Origin of the sequence: Paenibacillus sp. BIHB 4019, from assembly GCF_002741035.1 — a bacterium.
Classification (GTDB): Bacteria; Bacillota; Bacilli; order Paenibacillales; family Paenibacillaceae; genus Pristimantibacillus.
Genome location: NZ_CP016808.1, coordinates 6,081,536 through 6,097,674, shown reverse-complemented (window position 1 = coordinate 6,097,674; position 16,139 = coordinate 6,081,536). Strand labels below are relative to the sequence as shown.

Here is a 16,139-nt window from a genome sequence, read left to right as displayed (position 1 = left end):
CAAGCGTTAAAGTAAAGGAGAAAAATCATGAAAAAATCAGTCATATGTCTATTAATTGCATTATTTACGTTCGGGACTTCATTTTCGCAGATTATACCTGTTTATGCAGATGAGAACGATTTTACTTTTACAATCGGTTCCAATGGCGCAACGGTCACGGACTACAGGGGTACCGATCTGAATGTGGTTATTCCCGCTGAGTACGCGGGTACGACGGTAACCGAAATTGGGAGATCAGCATTTGATACGTACGGTACAGGAAAACCTAAAATTACGAGCGTCGTGATTCCAAACAACGTAAAGGTAATTCAAACGTATGGATTCCGTTATACTGGCCTCACTTCCATAGACCTTCCAGACAGTTTGACAACGATCGGCGCCAGCGCATTCGAGAACAATCCGCTTACAACAGTCGTTTTTCCAGATAGTGTGACGACGATCGGCAACTATTCTTTTTATATGAATAATTTGACATCAATTAAATTATCGGAAAATTTGAAGACGATTAATGGCGGGGCTTTCGACACCAATCACATTACGAAACTTGTTATCCCGGCCAGCGTAACGAATGTCGCCAGTAGTTCATTCTATAATAACAACTTAACAAGCATAACTGTGTTAGGCAATGCAACAACTTTTGGGACAGGGGTATTTGCGGGTAACCCGGGCAATCTGAAAATATTCGGAATTGCGAATTCTCCCGTAGCCGTTTATGCGTCGAGCAACGGACATACGTTTGTGGACGGAACGGCGTTTTTTCAAGCGGTCTCTAGCGCCAAGTCGTTGTTGAAAAGTTACCTGGTAGGCACCAGCGTAGGACAAGTTTCGGCCAATGCCTACAACGACTTATCGGCAGACTATGACGCAGCCATGCTTTTTATCGACAGAATCGGGAATGCCACCATCGCCTCCGACTTGGCTAACGCCGCAACTCCTCTGACTTCTTCAATCGCGGCATTCAATGCGCAAATCGTCCAGGCTGGCAATCCCGCGGCATTGGCAGCGATGATCGCGGCGACACAGCAGGCATTGACGGATCATCCGCAAGGGGTGAACGTGGGGCAGGTGTCAGCGGGAACGCGCACCGCACTGCAGTCCGCAACCAATGCGGCGCAGCAGATTCTCGATAACGCGGGCAATTACACGCAGGATCAACTGGATACTGCCGTTAACCAGTTGAATGCAGCGGTTCAAGTCTTTAATGCCGCTGTTATACAAGCGGGTGTTCCGACTGCGCTGGACGCGGCGATCAAGGTTGCGCAGCAGGCGTTGACGGATCACCCGCAAGGGGAGAACGTGGGGCAGGTGTCAGCGGGAACGCGCACCGCACTGCAGTCCGCAACCAATGCGGCGCAGCAGATTCTAGATAACGCGGGCAATTACACGCAGGATCAACTGGATACGGCAGTTAACCAGTTAAATGCAGCGGTTCAAGTCTTCAATGCCGCTGTTCTTCAAACGGGCATTCCAACGGCGCTGGGGGCGGCGATCACGGCGGCGCAGCAGGCGTTGACGGATCATCCACAAGGGGTGAACGTGGGGCAGGCGTCAGCGGGGGCGCGCACCGCACTGCAGTCCGCATCCAATGCGGCACAGCAGATTCTCGATAATGCAGGCAATTACACGCAGGATCAACTGGATACGGCAGTTAACCAGTTGAATGCAGCGGTTCAAGTCTTCAATGCCGCTGTTATACAAGCGGGTGTTCCTACGGCGCTTGGCGTGGCAATCACGGTTGCGCAGCAGGCGTTAACGAATCATCCGCAAGGTACGGATGTAGGGCAGACTTCAGCAGGAAATCGCACCGTGCTGGAAACTGCGAAGGATGCGGCGCAGCAGATTTTCGATAACGCGGGCAATTACACGCAGGATCAACTGGATACTGCTGTTAATCAGTTAAATGCAGCGGTTCAAATCTTCAATGCCGCTGTTATACAAGCGGGTGTTCCAACGGCGCTGGACGCGGCGATCATGGCGGCGCAGCAGGCGTTGACGGATCATCCGCAAGGGGTGAACGTGGGGCAGGTGTCAGCGGGAACGCGCACCGCACTGCAGTCCGCAACCAATGCGGCACAGCAGATTCTAGATAACGCGGGTAATTATACACAGGATCAACTGGATACTGCCGTTAGCCAGTTAAATGCAGCGGTTCAAGTCTTTAATGCTGCTGTTATACAAGCGGGTGTTCCAACGGCGCTGGACGCGGCGATCACGGCGGCGCAGCAGGCATTGACGGATCATCCGCAAGGTACAGATGTAGGGCAGACTTCGGCAGGAGACCGCACCGTGCTGGAAACCGTGATGGATGCGGCGCAGCAGATTCTTGATAACGCGGGTAATTACACGCAGGATCAACTGGATACTGCCGTTAGCCAGTTAGATTCAGCGGTTCAAGTCTTTAATGCTGCTATTATACAAGCGGGTGTTCCAACGGCGCTGGACGTGGCGATTACGGCGGCGCAGCAGGCGTTGATGGATCACCCGCAAGGTACGGATGTAGGGCAGACTTCGGCAGGAACGCGCACCGCGCTGGAAACTGCGATCGATGCGGCGCAGCAGATTCTCGATAACGCGGGCAATTACACGCAAGCTCAACTGGATACGGCAGTTAACGAGTTAAATGCAGCGGTTCAAGTCTATAATTCTGCTGTTATTCAAGCGGGCATTCCAACGGCGCTGGGGGCGGCGATCACGGCGGCGCAGCAGGCATTGACGGATCATCCGCAAGGTACGGATGTAGGGCAAACTTTGGCAGGAACGCGCACCGCGCTCGAAACTGCGATAGATGCGGCGCAGCAGATTCTCGATAACGCGGGCAATTACACGCAGGATCAACTGGATACTGCCGTTAGCCAGTTAAATGCAGCGGTTCAAGTCTTTAATACCGCTGTTATACAAGCGGGCATTCCAACGGCGCTGGACACGGCGATCGCAGCGGCGCAGCAGGCGTTGACGGATCATCCAGAAGGTACGGATGTAGGGGAGACATCAGCAGGAGACCGCGCTGCCTTCCAGACCGCGATAGATGCAGCGCAGGCTGTTTCCGACGATGCGGAAAATCAATCTCAGACTCGTTTGGATGAAGCTGCTGTCAGTTTGAACGACGCTATGGCGGTATTTGAAGCCGCTTGGGTGGGGATGGTGCTAACCGCATCGGCCAATGATTTGTACGGACCGAGCGACACGCTTCGCTTTACGGTATTTTACGGATATGAAGTAACCGTGATAGGGACACCGGTCGTTCCTATCATGGTTGGAGACAATTCCTCCAGTCAGACGGTATATGCCCCATATATGGGAGCGCGCGGCGAGGCAGTGACAAAACTTACTTTCGAATTCGAAGTTCCCGCTGGGCTCGCGGATGTTGACGGAATAAAAGTTGCTGCATCATTGGAGCTCCCGAACGGTGCAAGCATCGTTCGTACCTCCAGCGGACTCCCGGCTTCGCTAACTTACGTAGCACCGGACACGAACGGAATACGTATCGTGGCGATACCGCCCGAAGTTGCTCTGACGGTTGCACCGAACGGATCGGAACGTAAAGCGATTAGTGTGATGGCAAGCGTGTACGGCGGAGCTGCGGGAAATGCGCTGACGCAGCTCCGATGGCTGCCTGGAAGTCTTAGTGGGGTTGATTTTGCCGGCGGAACGAAAGGAACCGATATTTTGGCCACACCTCAATTCACCATTACTGCAAACGGCGACTATACCGTTTATGCCCTAGACGAAGCAGGCAATGAAGCAGTGAAAACCATCACTGTTACTGGAATCTCAACCCCATCTTCGTCGGAAAACGGCAATCGACCGGTCACATCGGGGACGACTGTGAAGTTAGATGCGAATGGCGGGATTACAATTTTTGTCGATCCATCCGACAGCAAACAAGTCAAGCGTTCGGACGGCACGGTGATCGAGCAAGTCATCCTCCCCGAACGGACAAGAAAGCAAGTGCTGGAACTCCTGAAAAATGCGATGGAACCGTTTGTCAGCATTATAATCGGCAATCGGGAGCAAGCGGTACAGGCACAGTTTCAAGCTGACTGGATCGCGGATATGGTCAAAGCTAATCCTAATACAATTATCGAGGTGAGGCTGAACGATTCTAGCTACCAATTGCGGTTAAGTGCGATCGATCTGATCGGCTTGGCGGAGCGTCTCGACGCGGAAATATCGAATTTGACCGTGAACATCATACAGGTACTGGCCGGCGAGCATATTCGACAAGAAATTGATCAGATCGGCGTTTCCCAAGGTTTTTCTGTTTTCGCCAACGTCATCGACTATAAAGTGTTGGTCGAAGCAAACGGGCAAATGTTGGAGGTGCACGACTATGGCGGATCGTACTCGATCCGGACCATTAAGTTGGACCGAGAGAACACAAACCGTAACCTGGTTGCCATTCAGTATATCCCGGAAAACGGAACCGTCGTTTTTGTTCCGGCAAAGATGGAAACCGGTCCAGACGGCACTATCGAAGCGATTCTGAACGTGCCACATAACAGCTTGTACACAGTCGTAAATGTTCAAGCCCGAACGTTCGCCGATTTAACCGGACACTGGGCGAAAGCGGATGTGGAGCATCTGGCGTCCAAGCTGCTGGTGAACGGCGTGGCGGCCGGCCGATTTGACTCAGAGGGAACCATTACACGAGCGGAATTCTCAGCCTTGCTCGTTCGTGCGCTAGGGCTATCCGTGAAGGAGAGCAAGGGCGGTGATCGTTTTGCGGATGTCCCTGCATCCGCATGGTATGCATCTGCAGTAAATGCGGCAGTGGCTAGCGGGCTGGTTAGCGGCATCGGTGGCGGCCGTTTTGCGCCTAACGATCCAATTACCCGCGAGCAAATGGCCGTTGTGATTGCTGGCGCCTTAACCTTCACCAGCCATGGAACGGGTAGCGATGGGCAAGAGGGAGGCCATCTGGATGCTTTCACGGATGGAGACTCCGTTTCTTCATGGGCGCAAGCTGCGGTAGCCCGAGCATCGAAAGACGGCATTATGAAAGGAATGGAAGACGGACGCTTTGCCCCGAGGGAGAATGTAACGAGGGCGCAGGCAGCGGTTATACTGAAAAGGTTCCTGCAATATGTACATTTTATCGATTAAATCAAGCAAAGTAATCCATCCCAAATTAATCGAGATACTCATTCATAGAATCGTCTGTATAACGATAGGGAAGGAGCTTGCCTCGTGGCAGCTCCTTTTCGTCGTACAAGTAACTGGCAGGTATATGTGAAATGTCGGTTGACAAGAAAATGGTCTAAATGAAATCCACGAAATTTTCGGGCTGTTTTAGTCTCATTTGATCTTATAGCCCACATAAATGATGGACAAGCTTATTAATAAGACGAAATGCAACCGTTTGGACGCATCTGCCGTATAAGTAGTGCTCTGTGCAAGACAGGCGGAAAGGAAGAGATTAAACATGGCCATTCGTTCAGGAAAAAGCATACTTTTAATCATTGGAATGTTATTATTAGGAGGATGCTCGTTATTTGAGGATGCCAAACAGGCGGTTAATTCCGTATCGAGCTCGGCCGATTATGTGACGGGGGCAGCAACATACATGCAGACGCTCACGAGCTTTAGCGAGCAGGCGACGCAGCTTGCGGAGCAAGCCGTAAACGATGCGAGTGCACGCGCTGATTATAAGGAACAGCTGGTAGCGGTGCAGGAGTCGATCAAGCAGTTTGGCGAGCTGCAAGCGCCAGATTTTGCCAAGGACGTCCATCAGACCGTGGTCGATTATAATTTGAAGCTGCAGGACAGCATTGATGCGGTGCTGAAGCAGATCGAAGACGGCAAAGCATTGGTTGACGCAACGGAAATTCCAAATACGATTAACAAAATCAACGAGCTGTTAAATCAAGTGAACCAACTACAGCAGCTGGTGTCGTAACGTAAAGAGAGGAAGAATGGAAGATGAAAGTTAACATTTTGCATGCTAGCATGACGAACTCCAAGGAATCTGGTTTCGTAGGCAAGGTTCATTTTGAAGTAGAGGGCCAGACGAACCAATACGAAATTACCCTTCACAGCCGCAAGGCGACAGAGTGGGGCTACGGTTTGTTTTTTCTGAATGAATCGGGCAAGGAAGAAGATCTTTTGGCGGTTGAGGATGAGCTGGAAGAGGACGATGAGCTGTTTGATTCCCTCGTGAAAGCGGCTTGGGACACGCTGGAGAAGAAATAAATAGCCCGGAAAAAAATAGAGCTGGCGTCAGCCTGGACATGCTGTCCGTGCTTGCGCCGGCTCTATTTGCGCCAAGGCTGATGGCATAAACGCACTTGTCGATCATACAATCTAATGTTATCATTAAGATTACAATTTAATAGGAAGGGAATAAGTGTCAGCAGGCGCCAAAGCGCCCAAGTTGACTTAATAGGGAAGTCGGTGAGAGACCGGCGCGGACCCGCCACTGTGTGAAGCCCTAACGCTTCAAAGCCAGGAGACCTGCTTATTTCAACGACACTGTAAACCTACGTGGATATTAGGAAGGTGTTAGAGATTGGATGGCCCTTCGCTGTCTGCGTTTAACAAGGACATTGGTCTTTTCAAGCATTTCTAACACATATTGTTAGAGGTGCTTTTTTTGTTGGATAGAAATTGTAAATTGCTACATAGAAGGAGTTGGGCATCAATGAGTGAAGCAGGCGTCGGCAAGCTGTTAATTATCGGATTCGGCCCAGGGAGCTTCGAGCATATTACGAAACGCGCCCGTGAAGCGATTCAGGAGAGCGATATTGTCATCGGCTATAATACGTATGTCGACTTGATTCGGGAGCTAATCAGCGATCAGGCGATTGTGCGTACGGGGATGACAGAGGAGGTCAGCCGGGCGCAGGAAGCGGTGCGCCAAGCGGAGAACGGCAAGAAGGTAGCCGTTATATCAAGCGGCGATGCGGGCGTATACGGCATGGCAGGACTCGTGTATGAGGTGCTGATTGAGAAAGGCTGGAAGCGTAATGGCGGGGTAGAGGTTGAAGTGATTCCCGGCATTTCTGCCATTAACTCGACAGCATCCCTGCTTGGCGCGCCGATAATGCATGATGCTTGCACGATCAGCCTGAGCGATCATTTGACGCCTTGGGAGCTTATTGCGCGCAGGGTAGAAGCGGCCGGACAAGCGGATTTCGTCATTGCGCTTTATAACCCGCGCAGTGGCAGAAGAACGCGGCAAATCGTGGAGACTCAGCGGATTTTGCTCAAATACCGCTCGCCAGATACGCCGGTAGGCATTGTGAAAAGCGCGTACCGCGACCGTGAAGACATTGTCGTGACGACTCTTTCTCGGATGCTTGACCATGATATCGGCATGCTGACAACAGTCGTTATCGGCAACTCTACTACTGTCAATTATGACGGGCTAATGATTACGCCGCGCGGCTATCAGCGCAAATATACGCTAGGCGAAGGGGCTCAGCCTTTGAAGCCCCACCAGCGTCTGCAAGAGAAGAATGAGCCATGGGCGCTTCATACGGCAGGAATGCCTGAGCTTCCAGCGGACGGGGGCTATCGCGCGGATGAATATGACGCGACGGACCAGCTGCTCGAGCGGGAGGAGCCGCAGGCGGTTGCGACAGACGAACCGAGAAATGGTAATGGACAGGGCAGCGGAGTAGCGGTTGCTGTAGCACCCCCGGTTGTGCCCGTGAATCCGGCACCAGCCCCAATAAATACAGCCGTTTCGATGAGGGCAGAGGCTGCCCCGGTACCGGCAGTATCGCCTCTGCATTTGGCGATGGAAGCGGTGCTCCTGAATGATCGCAGCAAAGGTATCGAGCCTAGTGCGGCGTTTGGCGCAGTATCGAGCCCTATGCCTGTGTTTGCGCAGCAATCGGTGCTTGAGTTTGCAGTAAGCCCAGGTGTCGCGACGAAAAATTTTACGCCCCAGCAGCTCGTAGCATTGGCGCAGGCTGTTGGCGAGAAGGGTTCGATTGAATATACGCCGCATCATCATTTGCTGGTGCGAATTCCGACATCGGACCCGGACAGTGTGACGGCGCAGCTGCGTGCGGATGGGCTCAGCCTAGCTCCAATCGGTGATGTACTGCAATTGAAGGCTTGCGATTTTTGCAATCTGGAGAAGGCGGAATCGGTGCCTTATGCCGATGAGCTGCAAGACAAGATCGGCGGCATGGCAATGCCGAAGGAGCTGCGCATCGGGTTCAATGGCTGCGGCATGGCATGTTATGGCGCAGTAAACGAGGATATCGGCATCGTGTATCGCCGTGGCAAATTCGATTTGTTCCTCGGCGGAAAAACCGTCGGCCGCAACGCGCATGCCGCGCAGCCAGTTGCCGAAGGCATTGCCGTCGACGAAATCGTGCCACTGATTGAACGCATTATTGCGCTTTATAAATCGGAAGGACATCCGAATGAGCGCTTTCATAAATTTTTCAAACGAATGGGTCAAATAGAAGGCTATCGCTATCAGGAGCTGCCTGTTTTTCATATCGAAGACGCATTGTGCGGAGACTAGCGACAGCAAGGGAGATGAAGGAAGATGGATGCGGTTTTGTTTGTAGGGCACGGAAGCCGGGATGAGAGAGGCAATGAAGAGGTGCGCGAGTTTGTCGCCTCTGTAGCGTCAACACTGAAAGCAGATATGGTAGAGCTGTGCTTTCTGGAGTTTGTCACGCCGACGATGAAGCAGGGCTTTGATATTTGCGTAGCAAAAGGGGCGACCAGGATCGCCGTCATTCCGATTACGTTATTTTCGGCAGGGCATGCAAAGCTGCATATGCCTGCGGCAATTGATGAAGCAAAGCTGCGTTACCCAGCTGTAAATATTATTTATGGACGGCCGATTGGCGTTCACGATCAGGTACTGGAAATTTTGACCTCCCGCCTTGGCGAAGCGGTTGTCGCAGAGGAAAGCGAGCTTGCGGATACGGCTATTTTGATCGTCGGCCGGGGCAGCAGCGATGCGGATGCGAACAGTGAGCTATTCAAAATTTCCCGCTTGTTCTGGGAGCGTCTAAAAGTGAAATGGGTCGAAACCGCCTTTATTGGCGTTACGGCACCTTTGATGGATGAAGGGGTAGAGCGCTGCCTCAAGCTGGGCGCCCGCAAAGTCATTATACTGCCTTATTTCCTGTTTACCGGTGTCTTAATTAAACGGATGGAAGCGGCGATGGAGCAATATACGGCTGCATATCCGGATACGGAATTTGTGCTTGCAGAATATTTCGGCTTCCACCCGCTGCTTAAAGAGATTTTGAAAGACCGCGCAGCAGAAGCGCTGCAGGACGAAGTGAAGATGAACTGCGATATGTGCCAGTTCCGCCTGCAAGCGATGAAAGACCATGACCATCACCACCACCATGATCACGACCACGACCATCACGACCACCACCATGATCATCATGATCACGACCACGGTCATGAACACCATGCACACGACCATGGCCATGACCATCATCACGATCATGAACACCATGCGCATGATCACGAGCATCATGAGGGCCATACGCACGAGCATAATCATGACCACCATGACCATGATCACCACGAGCACGAGCATCTTGAAATCGGCGAGCTTGCTGCTGATGATGGTAAGGAAGATGCACAGAAGAAAAAAGATCCGTCCAAGGCGGCTACGCTTGTCGGGGAGGGTTAAGTTATGATTTTTATGTTATGTGGAACAAGCGATGCGAGGGAGCTCGCCGTACAAATTAAGGCGCAGGGCTATAGCGTGCTGACTTCGGTTGTGACCGACAGTGCGGCAAGCAGCTTGAAGGAAGCCGGACTTGACGTGCGAGTGGGACGTCTGACCGCAGACGAAATGGCAGCTTACCTGAAAGAAAATCAGGTACAGGCTGTCGTGGATGCCAGCCATCCTTTTGCCGAGGAGGCGCATCGCAATGCGATGGCGGCGGCCGAGCAAGCATCGGTGCCATATATTCGCTATGAGCGCGAGAGCTTGACCTTTGACGGACAACCGCTGATTAAATATGCGGATGATTACGCCGAAGCAGCCGAAATGGCGGCTGCGAAGGGCGGCGTCGTGATGCTGACGACAGGCAGCAAAACGCTGCAGGTTTTTACCGAGCGTCTGCTAGGCTTGCCTAACGTGACGCTGATCGCCCGTATGCTGCCGCGCCTCGATAATATGGAGAAATGCGAAGCGCTGGGACTGCCGCAAAAGCATATCGTTGCGATGCAGGGGCCATTTTCCAAAGCGCTCAACCGCGCTCTTTATGAGCAATTTGGCGTGACGCTGATGATTACGAAGGAGAGCGGCAAGGTCGGTTCTGTGGATGAGAAGCTGGAAGCCGCGCTTGAAATGGGTATTGAGACGATTATTATTGGGCGCCCTAAGCTTGCCTATGGGCATGTTTTTTCGCGCTTTGACGAAATAAGTGATACATTAAAGGAAATGTTGAAATAAATAAACGTTAGATCAAGATTGAAGGAGCTGAGCGAAAAACATGGATTTTATGACGGATTTTAAACCGCTTACTGTACAGCCGCAGGAAATTGAAGCACGCAGCTTTGAAATGATTACCGAGGAGCTTGGGGAGCACCCGTTCACGGATGAGCAATATGCCGTTGTTCAGCGCGTTATTCATGCTTCGGCAGACTTTGAGCTGGGGCGCAGCATGATGTTCCATAAGGATGCGGTTCAGGCGGGCATTAAGGCGATCCTTGCGGGCAAGCCTGTAGTTGCTGATGTGCAGATGGTTCAGGTTGGCATCAGCAAGCCGCGCATTGAGAAGTTTGGCGGCGACGTGCGCGTATACATATCGGATGCAGATGTAATGGAGGAGGCGAAGCGCCTCAATACGACCCGGGCGATTATTTCCATTCGCAAGGCGATTCGTGAAGCGGACGGCGGTATTTATGCGATTGGAAACGCACCTACGGCGCTGCTGGAGCTAATTAGACTGGTGAAAAATGGCGAAGCGAGGCCCGGCCTTATCGTTGGCGTGCCTGTCGGCTTCGTATCGGCAGCAGAATCGAAGGAGGAGCTTGCCAAGCTGGACATTCCGTTCATTACGAATCTCGGACGAAAGGGCGGGAGCCCGGTTGCCGTGGCTGCGGTTAACGCGATTTCCCTGCTGGCAGAGCGCCAAGTGTAAAAAGCGTGGACAAGAAAGAGGATAAGCCGCTTCGCCATGGCTATACGACAGGCTCGTGTGCGACTGCCGCGACGAAGGCGGCGCTGACTGCGCTGATTTTGCGCGAGCAGCAGACCGAGTCGGAAATTGTGCTGCCGATTGGCGAGCGGGTCACTTTCACCATTGTAAGCTGTGAGCTGACCGGAGATTCCGCAATAGCAGAAGTTATAAAGGATGGCGGCGATGATCCGGATGCTACGCATGGCGCAAGCATTTTTTCAGAGGTCAAATGGCATGACGGCGAAGGTGTTTTGCTGGATGGCGGCATTGGGGTTGGACGGGTAACGAAGCCCGGCCTGCCCGTGCCGGTTGGCGAAGCTGCCATTAATCCGGTGCCGCGCCGCATGATTCATGAAGCGGTGGAAGAGGTGCTGCGCTCCTTCGAGCTGGAGGGGCGGGGCGTAAGCGTCGTCATTTCCGTGCCGGAAGGCGAGCGGATCGCGCTCAAAACGTTAAATGGCCGCCTTGGTATTATAGGTGGCATTTCGATACTTGGGACGAGAGGCACCGTTGTGCCGTTCTCGACCGCAGCATATAAAGCGAGCGTCGCGCAAGCGATTAATGTCGCAGCCGTCAGCGGCTGCGACCATCTTGTTTTATCGACAGGTGGCCGAACGGAAAAGTTTGGGATGGAGCTATATCCCGATTTGCCGGAGGAGGCTTTTATCGAGATGGGCGATTTTATCGGCTTTTCGCTGAAAATGGCTCGAAACAAGCATATTCGCAAAGTAACGCTAGTCGGCATGATGGGCAAGTTTTCGAAGGTGGCGCAGGGCGTCATGATGGTGCATTCCAAAAGCGCGCCTGTCGACTTTGGCTTTCTCGCCGAAATAGCAGAATATGCTGCTGTTCCCGAAGGACTTGTGGAAGAAATTCGCGGCGCGAACACGGCCTCGCAGGTTGGAGATATGATGCAGGAGCGCGGCATTGATGCTTTTTTCGAACGAATGAGCGAGCTGTGCTGCTATCACAGCAAGAAGGAAGCTGGCGGGCAGCTTATCGTCGAGACGGTCATTATATCAATGAAAGCCCAGCTGTTAGGCAGAGCTGAACAATAGCGTTTTAAAGCTGCATTTAAGCTGCGCGGCAGCAAAGGATCGGGGGAGATAGAGCTTGGGGAACAAAATCAAAATGATCGGCATTGGCGATGACGGAGCAGCAGGCTTGCCGTCGCTTTATGAAGGCTGGATTCAAGAGAGTGAAGTACTAGTTGGCGGCGAGCGCCATTTAGCTTTTTTTCCGCAATATGCGGGCGAGAAAATAGTCATTAAAGGCGGCTTGGCTGACCTGGCCAAGCAGCTGCAGGCGGAGAGCAGACGGACGGTCATTCTCGCTTCCGGCGATCCGTTGTTTTATGGCATAGGCGGTTATTTGGCCGGCAAGGTGGAGCTGGACATTTATCCGGCGCACAGCTCGGTGCAGCTTGCATTTGCGCGAATGGGCGAAAGCTGGCATGATGCGCTGCTCACAAGCGTTCACGGCAAGAGCATCAAGGGGCTGGCGCAGCGTATCGACGGCAAAGCGAAGATTGCGCTGCTGACCGACGATAAGAATAATCCCAGCGTTATTGCCCGTTACTTGCTCGACTTCGGCATGACTGAATATAAAGCTTTTTTGGCTGAAAATTTAGGCGGAGCGGATGAGCGCACGGGGTGGTATGAGCTGGGCGAGCTTGCGGAGGCGGAATTTTCCCCGCTGAATGTATTGATTTTGAAGCGTGTGAAGGCGAGCCCGTCGTGGCCGCTCGGCATTGCTGATAGCGAATTTGCCCAGCGCAAGCCAGACAAGGGGCTAATTACCAAACGTGAAATCCGCGTCCTTAGCCTAGCAGCTATGCAGCTTAGGGAAACGAGCACGGTTTGGGATATTGGCACATGCACAGGCTCCATGGCGATTGAGGCTGCACGGATTGCCCGCCAAGGCGACGTATACGCCATTGAGAAGAACGAAGGCGATCTTGCCAACTGTGTGGAGAATGCCCGAAAATTCAGAACCGATCTGACGACACGGCTGGGACGCGCGCCTGATGGTCTGGACGCATTCGCTGATCCCGATGCTGTATTTATCGGCGGCAGCGGCGGCGAGCTGCGCGAGCTGCTGCATATTTGCTGCACGCGGCTCAAGGAAGGCGGACGCATCGTCGTTAATGCGGCAACGATTGAGACGATGGGCAAAGCGATGAGCGCTTTTGAGGATGAAGGCTTTAAAACCGATATAACGCTGGCGCAGCTGTCGCGCAGCAAACCGATACTCGATTTGACACGTTTTGATGCGCTTAATCCGATTTTTCTAATTACGGCTTGGAAGCAGCCAGAGATACTCACCGAGGAGGAAAGCAGCAATGACTAAGCTCGGCAAATTATATGGAATTGGAATTGGGCCAGGGGACCCGGAGCTGATTACGGTTAAAGCTTTTCGGCTTATGAAGGAATGCCCGGTTATCGCGTACCCGCGCAAAAAGATGGGCGCCAAAAGCTACGCGCTGACGATAGCTGAACTGTATGTAAATGCAGCGGAGAAGGAAATGCTCGGACTGACCTTTCCAATGACGAAGGATCGCGAATCGTTGGAGCGCCAGTGGGAGAAGACGGTGCAGCAGGTATGGCAGCCGATTAGCGAAGGCCGCGATGTGGCGTTCGTTACGGAAGGCGATCCGATGATCTACAGCACCTATATCCACCTGATGCGGCTTATGCGCGAGCGCCACCCTGAAGTGGAAATGCAGGCGATTCCCGGTATTTCTTCGTTTAATGCGTCGGCTTCCCGCCTGGGCATTCCGCTTGCCGACGGCGACGAGCATGTGGCGATTGTTCCGGCAACGCCAAGCTATGAAGCGATGCGTACAGCGATTGAGCGCCATGACTGCGTCGTATTCATTAAAGTTGCCAAGGTGCTGGATTTGATGCTGACTGTATTGCGCGACCTGAAGCTGGTTAAGAACGCTTATGTGTTGACGAAGGTTACATCGTCCGAGGAGCAGGTGTGGATGGATGTTGAAGAGCTGCAAGGGCGCGAGCTTGAATACTTGACATTAATGGTGGTGAGAAAATGATCGTACATATTATTGGCGCAGGCCCAGGCGATCCGGATCTCATTACGGTAAAAGGGCTCAAGCTGCTGCAAGCGGCAGATGTCGTCATGTATACCGATTCGCTCGTCAACGAAGAATTGATTGCGAAAGCCAAGCCCGAAGCCGAGGTGCTGAAAAGCGCCGGCATGGATTTGGATGAAATGGTTGGCATTATCGTAGACCGGGTAAAGCAGGGAAAAAGCGTAGCCCGCATTCATACTGGCGACCCAGCAATGTATGGGGCTATTTTGGAGCAAATGGTGCTGCTTAAACGCGAAGGCATCCATTGTGAAATCGTGCCGGGCGTTAGCTCGGTATTCGCAGCCGCTGCTGCGGTTGGGGCTGAGCTGACGATACCTGACCTGACGCAAACGGTCATTTTGACACGGGCCGAAGGACGGACGCCTGTGCCTGAGCTGGAGAAGCTGAAGGATTTGGCGGCGCATCGCTGTACGATTGCGCTCTTCCTCAGCGCTACGCTAACGCGCAAAGTGGTGCAGGAATTTAAAGATGCCGGCTGGGAAGACGAGACGCCGATCGCCGTCGTTCGCCGGGCGAGCTGGCCGGATCAATTAATTATCCGCACAACGCTTGCGGAGCTTGACAATGCGATGCGCGAGCATGGCATTCGTGCGCATGCGATGATTTTGGCCGGCTGGGCGCTTGATCCAGAGCTGCACAACAAGGACGCGCACCGTTCGAAGCTGTATGACAAAACGTTCACGCACCGCTTCCGCAGAGGAGTGAAGCCGGAATGAGCGCAATCATTCAGCTGGAAGAAGGCGTCATTCCGGAAATTCGCCAGAAGCACGAATATGCGGTAGTTGCGATTACGAAGCATGGCGTGCAGACAGGCAGACGGCTGCTGGAAAATATGGGCGCAGTCGATTTGTATTATATGGGCAAATTCGAAGCAGGGGATGAACAAAGCCGCGGCATTCAGCTGTTTAATGGCTCGGTGCGTATGCTGTTTCCTGCCTTGTTTCCGAAATATAAAGGAATTATTTGTATCATATCGCTTGGCGCAGTTGTGCGAATGATTGCTCCATTGCTGCAGGACAAGAAGAAGGACCCAGGCATCGTCGTTATTGATGATAAGGGGGAGCATGTCATCAGCGTGCTGTCCGGCCATCTCGGCGGAGCGAATGAGCTGACGAGGGAGACGGCAGCGGCTATTGGAGCGCGTCCGGTGCTGACGACGGCATCGGATGTACAGCGTACGCTGCCTGTCGATTTGTTCGGGCGGCGCTTTGGCTGGGAGTGGGAAAGCGATGCAAAGCTGACGCCTGTCAGCGCCGCTGTCGTTAATGAGGAGCCCGTTGCTATTGTGCAGGAGTCGGGCGAACGGAACTGGTGGATGCATGATACCCCAATGCCTCCTAATCTGGTCATATACGACTCTATTGCCGCAGCAGAGGCGGCAGCGCCTAATGCGGCGCTTATAGTCACACACCGCCTGCTGGAGGCAGATGAGCAGAAGCTGCTGGATAACGGCGTGCTTTATCGTCCGAAGGTGCTGGCGCTTGGCGTTGGCTGCAATCGGGGAACGTCGGCAGAGGAAATCGAGGCGGTTATCGTTTCCGCTTTGGAAGGCATTCGGGCTTCGATTCGCAGCGTTAAAGCGATCTGCACTATTGATCTCAAGAAGGATGAAGAAGGGCTGCTTGCGGTATGCGCTAAATATGGCTGGCCGCTCGTGACGTATACGCCTGCGGAGCTGAACGAAGAGGAAATCAGCGAGCCTTCCGAAACGGTATTTAAATTTACGGGAGCTTACGGAGTAAGCGAGCCTGCGGTAAAGCGTTATACGAAAAACAATGAGCTGCTGCTGGGCAAGCAAAAATCTGGCAATGTCACGATTTCAATTGGACTTATTCCATTTGTATAAGCCGTGCAGCACTGCTTTTTTGAAAATATAGGAAAGTTTATGATTGTTCGATCCTTTCTCT

Annotated in this window: 12 protein-coding genes and 1 riboswitch; all 12 genes read left to right on the top strand. The window is 52.8% G+C overall.

The window, feature by feature from the left end; all coding sequences use genetic code 11:
- Positions 1–27 precede the first annotated feature (27 nt).
- The 12 genes from BBD42_RS26365 to BBD42_RS26310 all read left to right on the top strand — a co-directional run bounded on the left by BBD42_RS26365 (position 28) and on the right by BBD42_RS26310 (position 16,078).
- The gene (locus BBD42_RS26365) at positions 28–5,103 is read left to right on the top strand and encodes a leucine-rich repeat protein (protein WP_099520597.1); all 5,076 of its coding nucleotides are present in this window, start codon (positions 28–30) and stop codon (positions 5,101–5,103) included.
- Between the two features lie 319 nt (positions 5,104–5,422).
- Positions 5,423–5,896, top strand: coding sequence for a DUF6376 family protein (locus BBD42_RS26360; RefSeq protein WP_099520596.1), 474 nt, complete (start codon positions 5,423–5,425; stop codon positions 5,894–5,896).
- A 23-nt stretch (positions 5,897–5,919) separates the two neighbouring features.
- Entirely contained in the window at positions 5,920–6,189 is a 270-nt protein-coding gene (locus BBD42_RS26355; RefSeq protein WP_099520595.1) for a hypothetical protein, read from the top strand.
- Positions 6,190–6,324: 135 nt separating this feature from the next.
- Positions 6,325–6,472: riboswitch (cobalamin riboswitch) on the top strand.
- 165 nt (positions 6,473–6,637) lie between these two features.
- Positions 6,638–8,479 carry a precorrin-3B C(17)-methyltransferase gene (gene cobJ, locus BBD42_RS26350; RefSeq protein ID WP_099520594.1) on the top strand — a complete coding sequence of 614 codons (1,842 nt, stop codon included), beginning with the start codon at positions 6,638–6,640 and terminating at the stop codon, positions 8,477–8,479.
- 24 nt (positions 8,480–8,503) lie between these two features.
- The gene (locus BBD42_RS26345) at positions 8,504–9,619 is read left to right on the top strand and encodes a sirohydrochlorin chelatase (protein ID WP_099520593.1); all 1,116 of its coding nucleotides are present in this window, start codon (positions 8,504–8,506) and stop codon (positions 9,617–9,619) included.
- Positions 9,620–9,622: 3 nt separating this feature from the next.
- The gene (cobK, locus tag BBD42_RS26340) at positions 9,623–10,390 is read left to right on the top strand and encodes a precorrin-6A reductase (protein ID WP_099520592.1); all 768 of its coding nucleotides are present in this window, start codon (positions 9,623–9,625) and stop codon (positions 10,388–10,390) included.
- A 40-nt stretch (positions 10,391–10,430) separates the two neighbouring features.
- On the top strand, positions 10,431–11,081 hold the full coding sequence (locus BBD42_RS26335; RefSeq protein ID WP_099520591.1) for a precorrin-8X methylmutase: 651 nt from the start codon (positions 10,431–10,433) through the stop codon (positions 11,079–11,081).
- 5 nt (positions 11,082–11,086) lie between these two features.
- On the top strand, positions 11,087–12,178 hold the full coding sequence (locus tag BBD42_RS26330; RefSeq protein WP_099520590.1) for a cobalt-precorrin-5B (C(1))-methyltransferase: 1,092 nt from the start codon (positions 11,087–11,089) through the stop codon (positions 12,176–12,178).
- 73 nt (positions 12,179–12,251) lie between these two features.
- Positions 12,252–13,469, top strand: a complete 1,218-nt coding sequence (gene cbiE / locus BBD42_RS26325) for a precorrin-6y C5,15-methyltransferase (decarboxylating) subunit CbiE (RefSeq protein ID WP_481855989.1) — start codon at positions 12,252–12,254, stop codon at positions 13,467–13,469.
- Positions 13,462–14,172, top strand: a complete 711-nt coding sequence (gene cobI, locus BBD42_RS26320; RefSeq protein WP_046233157.1) for a precorrin-2 C(20)-methyltransferase — start codon at positions 13,462–13,464, stop codon at positions 14,170–14,172. The genes cbiE and cobI overlap by 8 nt, the downstream gene beginning before the upstream one ends.
- Positions 14,169–14,948: a precorrin-4 C(11)-methyltransferase gene (gene cobM, locus BBD42_RS26315; RefSeq protein ID WP_046233158.1), complete on the top strand. Its 780-nt coding sequence runs from the start codon at positions 14,169–14,171 to the stop codon at positions 14,946–14,948. Before cobI ends, cobM begins: the two co-directional genes overlap by 4 nt.
- Positions 14,945–16,078 carry a cobalt-precorrin 5A hydrolase gene (locus BBD42_RS26310; protein ID WP_099520588.1) on the top strand — a complete coding sequence of 378 codons (1,134 nt, stop codon included), beginning with the start codon at positions 14,945–14,947 and terminating at the stop codon, positions 16,076–16,078. The genes cobM and BBD42_RS26310 overlap by 4 nt, the downstream gene beginning before the upstream one ends.
- The last annotated feature ends 61 nt before the right edge of the window (positions 16,079–16,139 follow it).

Bases quoted from the DNA above. Each gene is read 5' to 3' on its own strand.
- BBD42_RS26365 (WP_099520597.1), top strand. From the start codon at position 28: ATGAAAAAATCAGTCATATGTCTATTAATTGCATTATTTACGTTCGGG.
- BBD42_RS26360 (WP_099520596.1), top strand. From the start codon at position 5,423: ATGGCCATTCGTTCAGGAAAAAGCATACTTTTAATCATTGGAATGTTA.
- BBD42_RS26355 (WP_099520595.1), top strand. From the start codon at position 5,920: ATGAAAGTTAACATTTTGCATGCTAGCATGACGAACTCCAAGGAATCT.
- cobJ (WP_099520594.1), top strand. From the start codon at position 6,638: ATGAGTGAAGCAGGCGTCGGCAAGCTGTTAATTATCGGATTCGGCCCA.
- BBD42_RS26345 (WP_099520593.1), top strand. From the start codon at position 8,504: ATGGATGCGGTTTTGTTTGTAGGGCACGGAAGCCGGGATGAGAGAGGC.
- cobK (WP_099520592.1), top strand. From the start codon at position 9,623: ATGATTTTTATGTTATGTGGAACAAGCGATGCGAGGGAGCTCGCCGTA.
- BBD42_RS26335 (WP_099520591.1), top strand. From the start codon at position 10,431: ATGGATTTTATGACGGATTTTAAACCGCTTACTGTACAGCCGCAGGAA.
- cbiE (WP_481855989.1), top strand. From the start codon at position 12,252: ATGATCGGCATTGGCGATGACGGAGCAGCAGGCTTGCCGTCGCTTTAT.
- cobI (WP_046233157.1), top strand. From the start codon at position 13,462: ATGACTAAGCTCGGCAAATTATATGGAATTGGAATTGGGCCAGGGGAC.
- cobM (WP_046233158.1), top strand. From the start codon at position 14,169: ATGATCGTACATATTATTGGCGCAGGCCCAGGCGATCCGGATCTCATT.
- BBD42_RS26310 (WP_099520588.1), top strand. From the start codon at position 14,945: ATGAGCGCAATCATTCAGCTGGAAGAAGGCGTCATTCCGGAAATTCGC.